This is a genomic window from Streptomyces sp. NPDC014870 (genome assembly GCF_043081505.1).
In the GTDB taxonomy this organism is placed as follows: domain Bacteria; phylum Actinomycetota; class Actinomycetes; order Streptomycetales; family Streptomycetaceae; genus Streptomyces.
On record NZ_JBIBWQ010000007.1, the window covers coordinates 32,475 to 48,741 of the forward strand.

Sequence of the window (16,267 nt, forward strand, 5' to 3'; positions counted from 1 at the left end):
GAACCGTACGGCTTGGGGGCTGGGTACGGTCTCACGGCGTGCCGTAGCCCCCGCCGCCCGGGGTACGTAGGACGAGGACGTCGTCACGGGCGACCTCGGTCGTGTCGACCCCGCCGAGGTGGTCGACCGTGCCGTCGGCGCGTTCGACCAGGTTCTCCCCGAGCCGTCCCGGCCCGCCGCCCGCCATTCCGTACGGCGGGACCCGGCGGTGGCCGGTCAGCAGGGTGACGGTCATCGGTTCCAGGAAGCGGATCCGGCGTTCGACGCCGTCGCCGCCGTGCCAGCGGCCGGTCCCGCCGCTGTCCCTCCGTACGGCGAAGGAGTCCACCCGGACCGGGTGGCGCCACTCCAGGATCTCCGGGTCGGTGAGCCGGGAGTTGGTCATGTGGGTCTGGACGGCGTCGGCGCCGTCGAAGCCCTCGCCCGCTCCGGAACCGCTCGCGACGGTCTCGTAGTACTGCACGCGCGCGTTGCCGAAGGTCAGGTTGTTCATCGTGCCCGAGCCCTCGGCCTGGACCCCCAGGGCCGCGTAGAGGGCGCCGGTGACCGCCTGGGAGGTCTCCACGTTCCCCGCGACCGTCGCCGCCGGGTAGCGCGGCGCGAGCATCGAGCCGGGCGGCACGCGGACGTCCAGGGGCTCCAGGCAGCCGCTGTTGAGGGGGATGTCGTCGTCGACGAGGGTCCGGAAGACGTACAGCACGGCGGCCATGACCACGGAGGTGGGCGCGTTGGCGTTGCCGGGCAGCTGCGGCGAGGTGCCCGTGAAGTCCAGGACGGCGGAGCGCCGTTCACGGTCGACGCGGACCGCCACCCGGACGACGGCGCCGCCGTCCGTCTCGTAGCGGCAGGAGCCGTCCCGGAGACCCGCCACGATCCGGCGTACGGACTCCTCGGCGTTGGCGCGGACGTGCCGCATGTAGGCGTGGACGACGGCGAGGCCGAACTGGTCGACCATGGCGCGCAGTTCCTCGATCCCCTTCTCGTTGGCGGCGACCTGGGCGCGCAGGTCGGCGAGGTTGGTGTCCGGGTCTCGGGACGGGTACGGGGCGCCGGTGAGCAGCGCCCTCGTCTCGTCCTCGCGCAGCCGGCCGTCCCGTACGAGCAGCCAGTTGTCGAAGAGGACGCCCTCCTCGTGGACGGTCCGGCTGAAGGCGGGCATGGAGCCGGGGGTGATGCCGCCGATCTCGGCGTGGTGCCCGCGCGAGGCGACGAGGAAGAGCAGTTCGCGGCCCGCCTCGTCGAAGACCGGCGTCACCACGGTCACGTCCGGCACGTGGGTGCCGCCGTGGTACGGGTCGTTGATGGCGTATACGTCACCCGGGCGCAGCTCGTCGCCGCCGCGCCGCAGCACCTCCTTGATGGACTCGCCCATGGAGCCGAGGTGGACGGGGATGTGGGGCGCGTTGGCGATCAGGTTGCCCTCGGGGTCGAACAGGGCGCAGGAGAAGTCGAGCCGCTCCTTGATGTTGACGGAGTGGGCCGTGTTCTCCAGGCGTACACCCATCTGCTCGGCGATCGCCATGAAGAGGTTGTTGAAGACCTCCAGGAGGACCGGGTCGACGTCCGTGCCGACCGCCACGCGCGCGGGGCGGGGTGTGGCGCGGGTGAGGACGAGGTGCCCGCCGTCGCCGACGGCGGCGCGCCAGCCGGGGTCGACGACGGTGGTCGCGTCCGCCTCGGCGAGGATCGCGGGGCCCGTGACGGTGTCTCCGGGGCGGAGGTCCTCCCGGCGGTACAGCGGGGTGTCGAGGGCCGTGCGGCCATGGTGCGTCCGTACGGTGGCGCGGGGTTCGGGGGCTCCCTTCCCGGCGCCCGCGTCGACGACCACGGGACCGTGGGGTCCGGCGAGGCCCACGGCCTCGACGGACACGGCCTCCACGACGAGCGGCCGCTCCATGGTGAAGGCGTACCGCGCGCGGTGGATTCCCTCGAAGGCCGCGCGCATCCGCTCGGCCGGGGCGAGGTCGACCTGGAGGCTCGCGTCCGTGCCCGCGTAGCGCAGGAGCACGCGCGCGTGGGTGGTGATCGCGGAGTCGGGCAGCCCGTCGGCGCGCAGGTCCTCCCTGGTGCGCTCGGCGAGTTCGGCACAGAGCTCCGCCACGCGCGCGTGCGTGCCTTCCGCGTCGAGTTCGGCCTCGACCGAACGTTCCCGCATCGCGGTGGCGTCGGCGAGGCCGATGCCGTACGCCGAGAGGACACCGGCCAGCGGCGGTACGAGGACGGTGTCGACGCCCAGGGCGTCGGCGACCGCGCAGGCGTGCTGGCCGCCGGCGCCGCCGAAGCTGGTGAGGGCGTAGCGGGTGATGTCGTGGCCGCGCTGGACGGAGATCTTCTTGACGGCGTTGGCCATGTTGAGGACGGCGATCTCCAGGAAGCCGGCGGCGACCTCCTCGGGCGTGCGGCCGTCTCCGATCTCCCGGGCGAGGGCGGTGAACCCCTCCCGTACGACGGTGTCGTCGAGCGGCTGGTCGCCCTCTGGGCCGAACACGGCGGGGAAGTGGGCGGGCTGGACACGGCCGAGCATCACGTTGGCGTCGGTGACCGTCAGCGGCCCGCCCCCGCGGTAGCAGGCGGGGCCGGGGACGGCGCCCGCGGAGTCGGGGCCGACGCGGTAGCGGCTGCCGTCGTAGTGGAGGACGGAGCCGCCGCCCGCCGCGACGGTGTGGATGTTCATCATGGGGGCACGCATGCGGACGCCCGCGACCTGTGTACCGAGTTCACGCTCGAACTCGCCCGCGTAGTGAGACACATCGGTGGAGGTGCCGCCCATGTCGAAGCCGATGACCCGGCCGAAACCGGCCTGCTCGGACGTCCGGGCCATGCCGACGACACCGCCGGCCGGTCCGGACAGGACGGCGTCCTTGCCCCGGAAGTGGGCCGCCTCGCGCAGGCCTCCGTTGGACTGCATGAACATGAGCCGGATCCCGGCGAGTTCGCGGGCCACCTCGTCGACGTACCGGCGCAGGATCGGCGAGAGGTAGGCGTCGACGACGGTGGTGTCGCCGCGCGGGACGAGTTTGATCAGTGGACTGACCTCGTGGGAGCAGCTGACCTGGGTGAATCCGTGCGCGCGGGCGAGGTCGGCGATCCGGCGCTCGTGGGCGGGGCTGCGGTAGCCGTGCAGCAGGACCACGGCGGCGGAGCGGTAGCCGTCGCGGTGGGCGGCCCGCAGCTCCGCGGCGACGGCGTCCTCGTCGAGGGAACGGACCGTCCGGCCCTGGGAGTCGACCCGTTCGGGGACCTCCACGACGCGTTCGTACACGGCCTCGGGGAGCACGATGTGCCGGTCGAAGAGCCGGGGCCGGTTCTGGTACGCGATGCGCAGGGCGTCACGGAAGCCCTCGGTGACGAGGAGGACCGTCGGTTCCCCGCGCCGCTCCAGCAGGGCGTTGGTGGCGACGGTGGTGCCCATCTTGACCACGGAGACCCGGTCGGCGGGGACCGGCTCGTCGGGGCCGAGCCCGAGGAGGAGGCGGATGCCCGCGACGGCCGCGTCGTGCGGACGGGCGGGGTCGTGGGAGAGCAGCTTGCGGGTGACGAGCCGCCCGTCGGGCCGCCGGCCCACGATGTCGGTGAACGTGCCGCCTCGGTCGATCCAGAACTCCCAGCGCCCGGTCATTCCCCCATTGTGGCCACCGGGGCCTCCAGGGACACGGCCGCGAGCGCGGCCTTCAGGGCGTGTTCGGCCTTCCGGTCGAGCCGGTCGTCGGTGCCGCGTGCCCGGTGGCCCAGTTCGGCGCCCGCCAGGTGCAGGAGCTGGGGCAGCAGGTCGGTGCAGCGCCGCAGGACCCAGCCGGTGCCCGCGGTGGCGAGCCAGAGCACCGCTTCCGTACGGGTGGGCGGCGGCTGCCGGGGCTCGGGCGAGGGCGGGGCGCCATGGGCGAGGTCCCTGGCGCTCAGCAGGTCGTGGAAGCGCGCGGCGATCGCCCGGTGGCCACGCTCGCCGGGGTGCAGCCGGTCCGCGCTCCACAGGGTCCTGTCGTCGGTCCACGTGCTGTCGGCGAGGTGGAGGTGGACGGCGTCGTAGCGGCTGGAGAGCGCGTGGACGAGGGTGTTCACCGCCCGCTGGCGCCGGGCGAGCGGGCGGGCGAGCGGGGCGGGGAGGGCGAGCATCCGGCCCGGGTCGGGCAGGCAGGCGGTGAGGAGGACGGCTCCGCTCGCGGTGAGGTCCGCGCAGACACGGTCGAGGCGGCGGGCCAGCTGTTCGATGTCGAAGGTGTGGCGGAGGGTGTCGTTGACGCCGACGACCACGGAGGCGAGGTCGGGCCGGAACGCCACCGCCGCGGGCGCCTGGTACTCCGCGACCTCCCGGCTCTGGGCTCCGCTGACGGCGAGATTGCGGAACTCCAGGCGCTGTCCCGGCCCCGCGAGGCCCTCGGCGAGCAGGGCCGCCCAGCCGCGCCAGGCGCCGTCGACCCGGTCGCCGACGCCCTCGCTGAGGGAGTCGCCGAGGACGGCGAACCGCAGCGGCGGGGGCGCCGCCGGATCGGATCCGGTCGCGCGGCGCGGGGCGGGGACGGCGGCACTTCGGGCAGGGATTGGATCCGATATCCAGGGCAGTGGGGCCGGGGTATTGGATATTGGATCCGATGCCAGGGTCGCGCCCGGCGGCACGGCTTCCTCCCGGGCTTCCTCGGCAGCTTCCTCCGGGGCGGGGACCGTCGTGGTCATGTCCGCACCCCCTGCTGCGGAACGAGGATCGTGGCGGGGGCCGCCTCGTGCGCGTCGAGGAACGCGGCGATCGAACGGTCCCAGCCGAAGAGTTCGGCACGCGCGCGTGCCGCCGCGCGGCGGACCGGCTCCGGGCGGTCGAGCAGCGTGCGCACCGCGGCGGCGAAGTCCGCCGGGTCGTCCGACGCGCAGGCGCCGGCGTCGCCGATGACCTCCGGGAGCGCCGAGGAGGCGCTGACCACGACGGGCGTGCCGCAGGCGAGGGCCTCCAGGGCCGAGAGGCCGAAGGTCTCGGCCGGTCCGGGGGCCAGGCACAGGTCGGCGGAGGCCTGCAGGTCGGCCAGGGCCTCGCGGTCGGCGACGTGCCCCAGGAAGCGGACCGGGAGCCGTTCCTCCCGGGCCCGGCGCTCCAGCGCGCCCCGCAGCGGCCCCTCACCGGCGACGGCGAGCGTGGCCCCGACCCCTTGGCCCCGGAGCCGGGCGAGCGCGTCGAGGGCGGTGCCCGGGCGCTTCTCCACGGAGAGCCGCGAACACATCAGCAGCAGGACCCCCTCGCCGCCCGCGTGCGCGGCGCGCAGCGCGGCACTGTGCCGCTGGGGGCGGCACCGCTCCAGGTCCACGCCCAGCGGCGCACGCAGGACGTTGCGGGCGCCGATCCGGACGAACTCCCGCTCGGCCCATTCGGTCGTGCACACGATCCGTGAGTACGCCCACGCGGTACGGCGGTTGAGCCGGTCGGCGGCGCCGGCGGCGGCGGCCGCCGGTACGCCCCAGGTCCGCAGGACACCGTTGGCGGTCTCGTGGGAGACCATCACCGAGGGCACCCTGGCCCGACGTGCCCACTCCCCTGTCCAGCGCAGGGTCGTGCGGTCGGAGACCTCGATCCGGTCGGGGGCGAGTTCCTCCAGGATCCCGCGGACGCGGCGCCGGTCGGCGAGGACGCGGTAGCCACCGGTTCCGGGCAGGACGGGTCCCGGCAGGGTGATGATCCGCCCCTGGTCGGTGAGACGGTCGCTCTCCACGTCGCCGGGGACGATGAGGACGGGCTCGTGCCCGGCGGCGAGGTAGCCGCGACCGAGCTGTTCGAGGGCGGTGCGCAGGCCCCCCGAGGTGGGGGTGACGAAGTTGGCGAGCCGGACGATGCGCAGCGGGCGGGCTGTCGCGGGGCCTCTCATGCCGCCACCGCCGTCCGGTCGCGCAGGACCTCCAGGTAGTGGCCGATCAGCTCGTCGCCGACGGCCTCCCAGGTCCGGCTCTCGACGGCCGTCCGGCCCGCCCGCCCGTAGGCGGCGCGCAGGGCCGGTGCCGCCGCGAGGGAGGCCACCGCGTCGCGCAGGGCGGCGGTGTCGTCCGGCGGGACGAGGAGACCGGTTCTTCGGTGGTCGACGAGGTCGAGGGGGCCGCCGGCGGCGGGGGCGACGACCGGGACGCCGCTGGCCATGGCCTCCTGGACGGTCTGGCAGAACGTCTCGTACGGACCCGTGTGGGCGAAGACGTCGAGCGAGGCGAAGATCCTGGCCAGGTCGTCGCCCGTGCGGCGGCCGAGGAACCGGGCGCCGGGCAGGGCCGCGCGCAGGGCCGGTTCGCTGGGCCCGTCGCCGACGACCACGACGCGCACGCCGGGCAGTCCGCAGACGCCGGAGAGCAGTTCGACGTGCTTCTCGGGGGCGAGGCGGCCGATGTAGCCGACGAGGAGTTCGCCGTTCGGGGCGAGTGCGCGGCGCAGGGCCTCGTCGCGCAGGTCGGGGCGGAAGCGCACGGTGTCGACGCCGCGCCGCCAGAGCCGTACGCGGCCGATGCCGTGGGTCTCCAGGTCGCGCGCGGCGGCGGTGGACGGCGCGAGGGTGCGGTCCGCGGCGCCGTGGACGGCCCGCAGCCTGCGCCAGGCGGCGCCCTCCCCCGCGCCCATGTAGGTGCGGGCGTATCCGGCGAGGTCGGTCTGGTAGACGGCCACGGCGGGCAGGCCGAGGCGGGTCGCGGCCGCCATCCCGCGTACCCCGAGCACGAAGGGGCCGGCGAGGTGGACGACGTCGGCCCGGTGCGCGGCGATGGCCGTGGCGAGGCGGCGGCTGGGGAGCGCGACGCGCACCTGGGGGTAGCCGGGGAGGGGCAGGGACGGCACGCGGACGACGGGGCACGGGGCGTCGGCGTCCAGGGTGTCGGTGGCTCCGGCGACGGCCGGGGCGACGACGAGCGGGTCATGTCCGCGGCGGACGAGGTGGCGCGCGGTCTGCTGGGCGCAGTGCGCCACACCATTGACATCGGGTGGGAAGGATTCGGTGACGATGACGACACGCATACCGGTGTTGTCGTCGCGCCCGGCGTGTTCCCGCCGACGGGGATCTGGACGCCCGGGGAACGTCCCATGAGCGTTTGCCCCTGGGCCGGAGCAGGGCCCGGGGGCCGGTACGGAGCCGATCCGACGCCCCGCCCGACGGCGAAGTCGGCGCCTGGCCCGAGGCGGGAATCAGCCTCTCGTCCGAGGCCGGGAATCAGCGCCCCGCCGGGGCCGGCCCCGACAACCCGCCCGCGGCCCGGCACCCGACCCGGCCACGCCCCCACGCGCCTCGGCACCCGCCGGTGGACGGCGGGTGCCGGGCTCCCATGCAGGGTGGGCCGCGGGCGTCAGGCGGGTTCAGACCTGGAGGTCGGGCCCTATGCGGTTGCGGACCGCCGTCTGTACCTCGGCCTCCTCGGCCGGGTCGGCGGCCAGCCGCCGCAGCCGCTCGGCGACGCGGACGTCACCGGTCTCCGCGTGCAGGGCCGCGACCTCGCGCGTGGTCTCCTCGCAGTCCCAGAGGCACTCGACGGCGAAGCCCGTCGGGAAGGTCGGGTCGGTGGCGGCGAGGGCGCGGGCGGTCCGGCCGCGGAGCTGCGAGGAGGCGGTCTCCCGGTAGACGTGGCGCAGCACGGGCGCGGCGCAGCCGATGCCGAGCCGCCCGGCGCCGTCGACCAGGGCGTAGAGGGCGGTCGCGTCGGGGCCTTCGGCCCGGACGGTCTCGCGGAGCGCGCCGAGGACGAGCAGGGAGTCCTGGGCCCCGCCCCGGCAGGCGAGGACGGCGCCGGCGGCGGCGCCGAGCGCGTCGGGCCGGTGGACCCAGCCCCGGGCGCGGTCGACGGCGGGCTCGCCGCGCATCCGCTCGAACGCGGCGACGGCGACGTCGGCGACGGTACGGGAGTCAGCGCCGGCCGCGGCCTCGATCAGGTCGAGGACGGCGGGATCGCATGATTCGGCCAGGTAGTGCAGGGCGGCGCAGCGCGCCCCGTCGGGTCCGCTGCGGGCGGCCTCGATGATCCGCGGCCGGTCCTCGGGTCCGGCGACGGCGGTCAGGCAGCGCGCGGCAGGACCGTGCAGTGCGGCGCCGCGCTCCAGGCCCTCCTGGGCCCAGTCGAAGACCGCCTGGACGCTCCAGCCGGGCCGGGGCCCGCTCGGCCGCATCTGGCGCTGCCAGCGGTCGAAGGAGCCCTGTTCCTGGGCGGCTCTGACCCGGGCGCCCACGGCGTCGCGCTGGTCCTCGGCCCACAGCCGCCACGGGCGGGGCTCGAAGGCGTCCCGTACGGCGCTCGCCAGCTCGGCGTCGCCTTCGCGGCCGGCCGGGAAGCGGGCCAGGACGGGGAGCGCGAGGGCGCGCAGCCCGGTGTCGTCGTCGCGCAGGGCGAGCTCGTCGAGGGCCCAGGCCCAGTTCGTGCCGGTCGCGGCGTACCGCCGGAGCAGCAGCAGGGCGTCCTGGCGCCCGTAGGACGCGAGGTGGCCGAGGACGGCGAGCGCGAGCCCGGTCCGGTTCTCCTCGGTGTCGAGCTGGTCCTCGGCGCCGAAGAGGTGGGCCTCGATCGCGTCGAGCCCGCCGGCGAGGTCGAGGTAGAGCCGCGCGTAGTAGAGGGACCGGTTCTCGACCTGCCAGTCGTGGCGGGGGTCGCTGAGAACGCAGTGGTTGAGGGCCGCGAGGGCCTCGGCACGGGGGGCGGCGAGGGCGTGCAGGGTGCCGTCGCCGCGGCCCCTCTGCAGCAGGCCGAGCAGGGTGCCGCTCGGCGCTATGACTGGATCGAACATGGAAGACGCCTCACATCAAGCTGTCGACACGACCGGAAGTACGGGGCACTGGTGATCGCCTAGGCCGCGCAGCAACATGTCGAGCCGCCCGTCGTCCTTCGCTTGGTGTTGACCATCTTCCTCTGCCTCTCGTCGGTGGCCCCTTGCGGGCCCGACGTCATGATGACCCAGCCATTTCGCCACCGCGACCACATTTACGACACCGCTCTCACCTGGGGTTCAGCACCCGTTCATCCGGATACCGCCCGGAACCTCAGCGGCTCCCGAACAGCTCCAGGAGTTCCGCCTTCCCAAACATCCGAGCAGTATCCACGGCAGACGGAGTCCCCGCTTCCGGATTTGCGCCGCCGGCGAGCAGCGCGCGCACGACGGCGTCCTCGCCCTTGAAGACCGCGCCCGCGAGCGGGGTCTGGCCGCGGTCGTTCGCGCGGTCGGCGTCGGCGCCTCGGGCCAGCAGGGCGGCGACCGCGTCGGCGTGGCCGTGATAGGCGGCGAGCATGACGAGCGAGTCGCCCCGGTCGTTGGTGAGGTTCGCCGGTACGCCCGCGTCGACGTAGGCGGCCAGCGCCTCGGCGTCGCCGGTGCGCGCCAGCTCGAAGACCTTGCTCGCCAGCTCGATGACCTCGGGGTCCGGAGTCTCGCTCATCCGACGTACCCGCCTTTCGTTCCTCGGAACCCAGAACCGTGAATCTTGACCTGCGCACGGCAAGCGCAGCCGTACGGGTGAATCGACAGGGTACTGCCCGTCGGACGACATGACGCGAGGCGTCCACGGCAAAGATCACCGCAGCTCAAACGTGATGCAACCCCAGCTGAACCCGACTCAACCCCAGCTGTCCCGGACCGGCCCGACCCGCCCTCGACCCCACCCGCAACCCCACCCGCAACTCGGGCAAGCCCCCCATGTCCGCCAGTCAAGTGAAATCGCCCGACTTTCACCCATATGCACCTTTAATCGCATAGATACTTGCTGTGAACCTGGAAGGACTCATGGTGACTGTCCCCTCAACCAGGAGAACCCCAAATGATCCTGTCCATCTCAGGCGTGGTCCTGCTCGGCATCATCTGCTTCCTGTTCTTCAAGAAGGACGGCATGAAGGCGTCCCACGCCCTCGTCAGCGCCCTCTTCGGTTTCTACCTCGCGGGCACCGCCATCGCCCCGAGCATCACCGCAGGCGGCCAGAGCCTCGCCAGCCTCTTGGGCGGGATCAAGTTCTGACGCCCGACAGTCCCTTCCACAACTCCAGGAGTACGACGTGGCCCGGCGACCACTCCCCCGCATTCTGACCAGCGGCAGCGACCGGATCGCTCGCAGTCGAGAGATCGCTCGCACGGCCGCCGACAGCGCCACCGACGTGCTCCATCCGCTGATCACCATCTCGCGTGGTCTGCGGAAGCTGGCCGCGACCGCGCGCGCCAGGTGGGCCGCGACCCCCAAGGAGCGGCGCGGTCCCACGCTGCTCCTGGTCGCGGCCTGCATCCTCGTCGTCGCGCTCGTCCCCTACGGTCCGCTGCTCGCCCTCGTCTCGGTGATGGGCGCGGCCGCGTGGACGGGTCGTGAGCGCCCGGTCGTGAAGACCGGGCCCGACGACGCCGAGGTCGAACGGCTCCAGGGCCTCTACGAGGCACTGGTGCCGTATCTCTCCGTCCCCGAGGACCCGGCTCCCCTCTTCGCCCACGGCGGCGACTGGAGCGGCGCCTTCGGGGACTTCTCCTTCGACGACGACGGCCGCCTCACTCGGCTGCGCATCCGCTATCCCGCGTACTTCACCGACGGCGAGGCGGCTTCCCGGGCCAGGATCGAGCAGCTGCTGCACGCCAAGTCCGGGCGCGGCCGGGAGTACCTCTTCGACTGGGACGAGGAGGGCAACCAGCTCGTGATGAGCGTGCTGCCCGCCCTGCCCACCACGATCGCCGCCCAGCGCTTCGTCACCGTGCCGGGCGAGACGGTCCTCGGCTTCACGGACGCCGACGCCGTCCAGCGGACGGTGCCGGTCGTCACCGCCGACGGCGAGGAGGACGCGCCCCCGGTGCTCTGGCGGACGGGCCCCCGCTCGACCGAGCCGCACCTGCTCGCGGTGGGCCAGCCCGGCGCCGGCACGACCTCCCTGCTGCGCTCGATCGCCCTGCAGACCCTGCCGTACGGCGATGTGCTGATCGTCGAGGGCAGCGGCACCGGCGAGTACGCCTGTCTGACCGGCCGGGCGGGCGTCCTGGCCGTCGAGTGCGGTCTCGCGGGCGCGCTCGCGAGCCTGGAGTGGGCGGCGCACGAGACCGAGCGGCGGCTGATCGCCGCGAACCGGGCCCGGCAGGCGGGCCGTCCCGCGCCCGACGACACCCGGCGCCCGCTGTGGATCCTCCTCGACCGGCCGAGCATCCTCGGCCACCTGGCCGCGGCCGACGGGCGTCCCGACCCGCAGGACCTCCTCCAGGTACCGCTGCGGCACGGTCGGACCGTACAGGTCACGGTGGTGGTGGCCGAGCAGTTCGACGGCGCGGACGCGCTGAGCGAGACGGTACGGACGCACACCCGCGCCCGCGTCGTCCTCGGCCCCGCCGCACCCGGCCAGATCGCGTCGGTCCTCGGCGCCGCGCCGCACACGACACCGACCCCGTCCGTCCCGCCGGGGCGGGGGTACGCCCGGCTCGGTACGGGACCGGTGCTGCGCCTGCAGGTGCCGGCGACGCCGGATCCGTACGACGAGGCGACCGGCGAGGCGCACCGGCAGGCCGTGCTCGCCCTGCTGCCGGAGCGGCAGGACGCGACGGCGACGGCGGTGCCGCCGGCCCCCGGTTCGGCCCCGGATCCGGCCCCGGCCCCGCCCCGGGCCACGACCGCCGGCCCCACCCTGGACCTCGGCCCCGCCCCGGTCCCCGCGGAGGGCTGACCGCCGCCCGCATCGCGGCGAAGGGCGCCCCCGAGCCGGGGGCGCCCTTCGCCGTCTGCGCGCGCTACGCCACGAACGCCCGCGGCTGTTCGTTGCCCGTGCCCGCCCCGGACTCCACCAGCCGGGCCGCCGCCGCCAGCCGGGCCGCGGCCTCCTCCGCGACCGGGCCGCCGACGGTGAACGGCAGGCGCACATACCCCTCGAACGCGCCGTCGACACCGAAGCGCGGCCCCGAGGGCACCCGGACCCCGACCCGCTCGCCGACCTCGGCGATCCGCGAGCCGGAGAGCCCGCCCGTGCGGACCCAGAGAGTCAGGCCGCCGGCCGGGACGTGGAACTCCCACTCGGGCAGCTCCGCCCGCACCGCCGCCACCAGCGCGTCGCGGTTCTCGCGCGCCTGGGCCCGGCGGATCGAGACGGCCTGCTCCCAGCCGCCGGTCCGCATCAGCCAGTTGACGCCGAGCTGTTCCAGGACCGGGGTCCCCAGGTCCGCGTAGGCCCGCGCGGCCACCAGCGAGCGGATCACGTCGGGCGCGGCCCTGACCCAGCCGATCCGCATGCCCGCCCAGAACGCCTTGCTCGCCGAACCGACCGTGAGCACCGTGGCGCCGGACGGGTCGAAGGAGCAGACCGGCGGTGGCATCGTCAGGCCCTCGTCCAGGTGCAGCTCGGACATCGTCTCGTCGACGACGAGCACCGTGCCCGCCGACCGGGCGGCGTCCACCAGCTGCCGTCGCTGGTCCTCGTCGGCCAGGGCGCCGGTCGGGTTGTGGAAGTCGGCGACGACGTACGCGAGGCGGGGCGCCGCGTCCCGCAGCACCTGGCGCCAGCGGTTCAGGTCCCAGCCGGCCAGCCCCTCGGCCATGGCCACGGACACCAGACGGGCGCCCGCCGCGCGCATGAGCTGGAGGATGTTGGCGTACGAGGGCGACTCGACGGCGATCCGCTCGCCGCGCCCCGCGAACAGATGGCAGATCGCGTCCATCGCGCCCATGGCGCCGGTGGTGACCATGATCTGCTCGGGCATCGTCGGGATGCCCCGCTCGGTGTAGCGGTCGGCGAGCATCTGGCGCAGCGCGGGCAGCCCCGCCGGGTAGTCCCCGTGCGTGTGGGCGTACGGGGGCAGCTCCTCGAGGGCGCCCTGGACGCTCCGGGTCAGCCACGGCTCGGGGGCGGGAAGCGCCGCGCACCCGAGGTCGATCATCGAGCCGAGCGACTCCGGCGGCAGCGGTTCCAGGCCGCGCGCGGGCAGCGGGTTCCCGGCCGGTACGGCGGTCCAGCTGCCGGCCCCGCGCCGCGACTCCAGGAACCCTTCGGCGCGCAGCGCCTCGTACGCGGCGGCCACGGTCGTCCGGCTCACCGTCAGCGCGACCGCGAGCTCGCGCTCGGCGGGCAGCCGGGCCGCGACGGGCACCCGGCCCTCCAGGACGAGCAGGCGGATGCCGTCGGCGAGGGCGCGGTACGCGGGCGGCTTGCGCGTGCCCGGCCCGGCGGGGCGGGGCTGCTGCGCCTGGAGCTGCCGGGCGAGCTGAGCCGGCCCGACGGCCGAGGTCCACTGAGCCATGGAATCAGTCCACCTTCCTCGAATTGGCCATGGTTGGCATCCGATCGCTCCCCACAGAGTGTCATGACCCAGTCCACCACCACCGCACAGGGGGCACCACCTTGTCCATCGCCACCGGCCTCCGCGGCCGGCTCTCCGGCCGCCGACTGACCCGCCGGCTGACGCAGCTGTACATCGGACTGGCGCTGTACGGGTGCAGCGCGGCGCTGTTGGTGCGCGGCGGTCTCGGCCTCGAGCCGTGGGGCGTCCTCAGCCAGGGTCTCGCCGAGAGGACCGGGCTGACCATGGGAACGGTCTCGATCGTCGTAGGGGCGCTCGTCCTGCTCCTGTGGATTCCGATCCGGCAGAAGCCGGGCCTCGGGACGGTCTCCAACGTCTTCGCGATCGGCCTCGCCATCGACGGCACCCTCGCCCTGGTCCCCGACGCCCAGGGGCTGCTCGCTCGGATCTCCCTCCTCGTCCTCGGCATCGTCCTCAACGGCGTGGCGACCGGCCTCTACATCGCCGCCCGTTTCGGCCCCGGCCCCCGGGACGGCCTGATGACCGGCCTCCACCGGCTCACCGGCCGCTCGATCCGGCTCGTGCGTACCGCTATCGAGGTGGCCGTGGTCGCCACCGGCTTCCTGCTCGGCGGCTCCGTCGGCGTCGGCACGGTCCTGTACGCGCTGTCCATCGGCCCCCTCGCGCAGTTCTTCCTGCGCCGGTTCGCCATCCCCGAGCAGAACGCGAGCAGCGCCGTCGTCGCCTCCGGGACACCGGAACAGGCGATACTGCGGCCGTGACTCGCGTACGCCACCCCTATCTCGACCACCCGTCCCCCATCCCTTTCGCCCACCGCGGCGGCGCGGCGGACGGCCTGGAGAACACCGCGGCCGCCTTCCGACGGGCCGCGGCGGCCGGTTACCGGTACTTCGAGACCGATGTGCACACCACCGCGGACGGCGCCCTGGTCGCCTTCCACGACTCCACGCTCGACCGCGTGACCGACACCACCGGCCGGATCCGCGACCTCCCGTGGGACGCCGTCCGCGAGGCGCGGGTGGCGGGCAAGGAGCCGCTGGCGCTCTTCGAGGAACTCCTGGACGAGTTCCCGGAGGCCCGCTGGAACGTGGACCTCAAGGCGGAGTCCTCGCTGGCTCCGCTGGTCGACCTGGTCCGCAGGACCGGGGCCTGGGACCGGGTCTGCGTCGGCTCCTTCACCGAGAGCCGGGTGGCCCGCGCGCAGCGCCTCGCGGGGCCGCGGCTCGCCACCTCGTACGGCGTCAAGGGCGTCCTCGGGCTGCGGCTGCGCTCGCTCGGGATCCCGGCGGCGATCCGGGCGGGCGCGGTCGCGGCGCAGGTCCCGGAGAGCCAGGGCGGCATCCCGGTCGTGGACCGCCGCTTCGTCCGCGAGGCCCACGCCCGGGGGCTCCAGGTGCACGTCTGGACGGTCAACGATCCGGAGCGGATGAACTCTCTCCTGGATCTCGGAGTCGATGGCATCATGACCGATCATCTGGAGACGCTGCGCACAGTCCTGACCGAGCGGGGCGTGTGGGTCTGAGCGCGCGCGTCCCGCCACGGGGACGAACGAGGGGGCCGCGGTCTTGACTGCCGACACCACCGAACCGGACCGGTCCGCCGCCGGTCCGGCGGATCCTGCCGACCGCAGACGCGAGCAGCGCGGCTGGTACTTCTACGACTTCGCCTGCTCGGTCTACTCGACGAGCGTGGTCACGGTCTTCCTCGGCCCGTACCTGACGTCGGTCGCCGAGGCGGCGGCCGACGCGGAGGGCTTCGTCCATCCCCTGGGCGTGCCGGTGCGGGCGGGCTCGCTCTTCGCGTACGCCGTCTCCGCCTCGATCATCGTCGCGGTGCTCGTGATGCCGCTGGTGGGCGCGGTGGCGGACCGTACCGGCCGCAAGAAGCCGCTGCTCGCCGCCGCCGCCTACACGGGCGCGGCGGCGACCGGGGCCATGTTCTTCCTGAGCGGCGACCGGTATCTGCTGGGCGCGTTCCTGCTCATCGTGGCGAACGCCTCGCTCGCGGTCTCGATGGTGCTCTACAACGCCTATCTGCCGCAGATCGCCGAGCCGGACGAGCGGGACGCGGTCTCCTCGCGCGGCTGGGCGTTCGGCTACACCTCGGGCGCCCTGGTCCTCGTCCTGAACCTGGTCCTGTACTCGGGCCACGAGTCCTTCGGGCTCACCGAGGGCGAGGCGGTGCGGATCTGTCTGGCCTCGGCGGGCCTGTGGTGGGGCGCGTTCACCCTCGTACCGCTGCGGCGGCTGCGCGACCGGCGGGTGCAGCCGCAGGGCGAGGGCGCGGTCGGCGGCGGCTGGCGGCAGCTGATGGCGACGCTGCGGGACATGCGCCGGCACCCGCTGACGCTCTCCTTCCTGCTCGCCTACCTCGTCTACAACGACGGGGTGCAGACGGTGATCTCGCAGGCGTCGATCTACGGCTCCAAGGAGCTGGGCCTCGACCAGACGACCCTGATCACGGCGGTGCTCCTGGTGCAGGTCCTCGCGGTGGCCGGCGCCCTCGGCATGGGCCGGCTCGCGCGGACGTACGGCGCCAAGCGCACGATCCTGGGGTCGCTGGCGATCTGGACGCTGATCCTGGCCGCCGGATACTTCCTGCCGGCCGGCGCGCCGGTGGCGTTCTTCTGTCTGGCGGCGGCGATCGGTCTGGTGCTGGGCGGCAGCCAGGCGCTGTCGCGCTCGCTGTTCTCACATCTGGTGCCGCGCGGCAAGGAGGCGGAGTACTTCTCGGCCTACGAGATGAGCGACCGGGGCCTGAGCTGGCTGGGCCCGCTGGTGTTCGGTCTCGCGTATCAGCTGACCGGCAGCTATCGGGATGCCATCATTTCCCTGGTGATCTTCTTCGCGGCCGGTTTTCTGCTGCTCGCGCGGGTACCGGTACGGCGTGCCGTGGCCGCCGCGGGCAACCCGGTTCCGGAGCGGATTTAGACGCGGAAGTGAAAGGCCGGTAGTGTACGCCTTTGGCCTGCCAGGCGGACCGTTACTGCGTGCTGCTTCGGTGAAGACGCTGGGTGACATCTGCTGCCAGATGTGACAAACCGGGCACTGGTGGGTAGAACAAGGGGCGGCA

At 74.1% G+C, this 16,267-nt stretch carries 12 protein-coding genes; 5 read left to right on the forward strand and 7 right to left on the reverse strand.

The genetic code is table 11. The features are described from left to right. Positions 1–31 precede the first annotated feature (31 nt). The 6 genes from ACF09C_RS20505 to ACF09C_RS20530 form a co-directional block, all read right to left on the reverse strand. Complete coding sequence (locus ACF09C_RS20505; RefSeq protein ID WP_392093063.1) at positions 32–3,619, reverse strand: hydantoinase B/oxoprolinase family protein; 3,588 nt, start codon at positions 3,617–3,619, stop codon at positions 32–34. Further along, positions 3,616–4,671: an SGNH/GDSL hydrolase family protein gene (locus ACF09C_RS20510; protein WP_392093065.1), complete on the reverse strand. Its 1,056-nt coding sequence runs from the start codon at positions 4,669–4,671 to the stop codon at positions 3,616–3,618. The genes ACF09C_RS20505 and ACF09C_RS20510 overlap by 4 nt, the downstream gene beginning before the upstream one ends. Further along, entirely contained in the window at positions 4,668–5,846 is a 1,179-nt protein-coding gene (locus ACF09C_RS20515; RefSeq protein ID WP_392093067.1) for a glycosyltransferase, read from the reverse strand. Before ACF09C_RS20515 ends, ACF09C_RS20510 begins: the two co-directional genes overlap by 4 nt. Continuing rightward, on the reverse strand, positions 5,843–6,970 hold the full coding sequence (locus ACF09C_RS20520; RefSeq protein ID WP_392093069.1) for a glycosyltransferase family 4 protein: 1,128 nt from the start codon (positions 6,968–6,970) through the stop codon (positions 5,843–5,845). Before ACF09C_RS20520 ends, ACF09C_RS20515 begins: the two co-directional genes overlap by 4 nt. A 336-nt stretch (positions 6,971–7,306) precedes the next feature. Then, a complete protein-coding gene (locus ACF09C_RS20525; protein ID WP_392093071.1) occupies positions 7,307–8,722 on the reverse strand; it encodes a HEAT repeat domain-containing protein in 1,416 nt (471 codons plus the stop codon). Positions 8,723–8,975: 253 nt separating this feature from the next. Next, the gene (locus ACF09C_RS20530) at positions 8,976–9,368 is read right to left on the reverse strand and encodes an ankyrin repeat domain-containing protein (protein ID WP_392093073.1); all 393 of its coding nucleotides are present in this window, start codon (positions 9,366–9,368) and stop codon (positions 8,976–8,978) included. A 378-nt stretch (positions 9,369–9,746) separates the two neighbouring features. Here ACF09C_RS20530 and ACF09C_RS20535 point away from each other — a divergent pair, with 378 nt between their 5' ends. Together ACF09C_RS20535 and ACF09C_RS20540 are read left to right on the forward strand one after the other, a co-directional pair. Further along, positions 9,747–9,941, forward strand: coding sequence for a hypothetical protein (locus ACF09C_RS20535; protein ID WP_046907412.1), 195 nt, complete (start codon positions 9,747–9,749; stop codon positions 9,939–9,941). 37 nt (positions 9,942–9,978) lie between these two features. Beyond that, entirely contained in the window at positions 9,979–11,610 is a 1,632-nt protein-coding gene (locus tag ACF09C_RS20540) for a hypothetical protein (RefSeq protein WP_392093075.1), read from the forward strand. A 64-nt stretch (positions 11,611–11,674) separates the two neighbouring features. On the opposite strand, the gene ACF09C_RS20545 is transcribed toward ACF09C_RS20540, so the two are convergent. Then, positions 11,675–13,174 carry a PLP-dependent aminotransferase family protein gene (locus ACF09C_RS20545; protein WP_392093077.1) on the reverse strand — a complete coding sequence of 500 codons (1,500 nt, stop codon included), beginning with the start codon at positions 13,172–13,174 and terminating at the stop codon, positions 11,675–11,677. Positions 13,175–13,275: 101 nt separating this feature from the next. On the opposite strand from ACF09C_RS20545, the gene ACF09C_RS20550 reads away from it, so the two are divergent. Genes ACF09C_RS20550 through ACF09C_RS20560 form a run of 3 tightly spaced genes read left to right on the forward strand, consistent with a single transcriptional unit; the run spans position 13,276 to position 16,125 of the window. After that, the gene (locus ACF09C_RS20550; RefSeq protein WP_392093079.1) at positions 13,276–13,956 is read left to right on the forward strand and encodes a YitT family protein; all 681 of its coding nucleotides are present in this window, start codon (positions 13,276–13,278) and stop codon (positions 13,954–13,956) included. Beyond that, positions 13,953–14,717: a glycerophosphodiester phosphodiesterase gene (locus ACF09C_RS20555; protein ID WP_392093081.1), complete on the forward strand. Its 765-nt coding sequence runs from the start codon at positions 13,953–13,955 to the stop codon at positions 14,715–14,717. The genes ACF09C_RS20550 and ACF09C_RS20555 overlap by 4 nt, the downstream gene beginning before the upstream one ends. Positions 14,718–14,760: 43 nt before the next feature. After that, positions 14,761–16,125: an MFS transporter gene (locus ACF09C_RS20560; protein WP_362424404.1), complete on the forward strand. Its 1,365-nt coding sequence runs from the start codon at positions 14,761–14,763 to the stop codon at positions 16,123–16,125. The last annotated feature ends 142 nt before the right edge of the window (positions 16,126–16,267 follow it).

What these genes read in the sequence shown, in the direction of transcription:
- ACF09C_RS20520 (WP_392093069.1), bottom strand. Translation starts at nt 6,970, where the DNA reads ATGCGTGTCGTCATCGTCACCGAATCCTTCCCACCCGATGTCAATGGT.
- ACF09C_RS20545 (WP_392093077.1), bottom strand. Translation starts at nt 13,174, where the DNA reads ATGGCTCAGTGGACCTCGGCCGTCGGGCCGGCTCAGCTCGCCCGGCAG.
- ACF09C_RS20525 (WP_392093071.1), bottom strand. Translation starts at nt 8,722, where the DNA reads ATGTTCGATCCAGTCATAGCGCCGAGCGGCACCCTGCTCGGCCTGCTG.
- ACF09C_RS20515 (WP_392093067.1), bottom strand. Translation starts at nt 5,846, where the DNA reads ATGAGAGGCCCCGCGACAGCCCGCCCGCTGCGCATCGTCCGGCTCGCC.
- ACF09C_RS20535 (WP_046907412.1), top strand. Translation starts at nt 9,747, where the DNA reads ATGATCCTGTCCATCTCAGGCGTGGTCCTGCTCGGCATCATCTGCTTC.
- ACF09C_RS20505 (WP_392093063.1), bottom strand. Translation starts at nt 3,619, where the DNA reads ATGACCGGGCGCTGGGAGTTCTGGATCGACCGAGGCGGCACGTTCACC.
- ACF09C_RS20510 (WP_392093065.1), bottom strand. Translation starts at nt 4,671, where the DNA reads ATGACCACGACGGTCCCCGCCCCGGAGGAAGCTGCCGAGGAAGCCCGG.
- ACF09C_RS20530 (WP_392093073.1), bottom strand. Translation starts at nt 9,368, where the DNA reads ATGAGCGAGACTCCGGACCCCGAGGTCATCGAGCTGGCGAGCAAGGTC.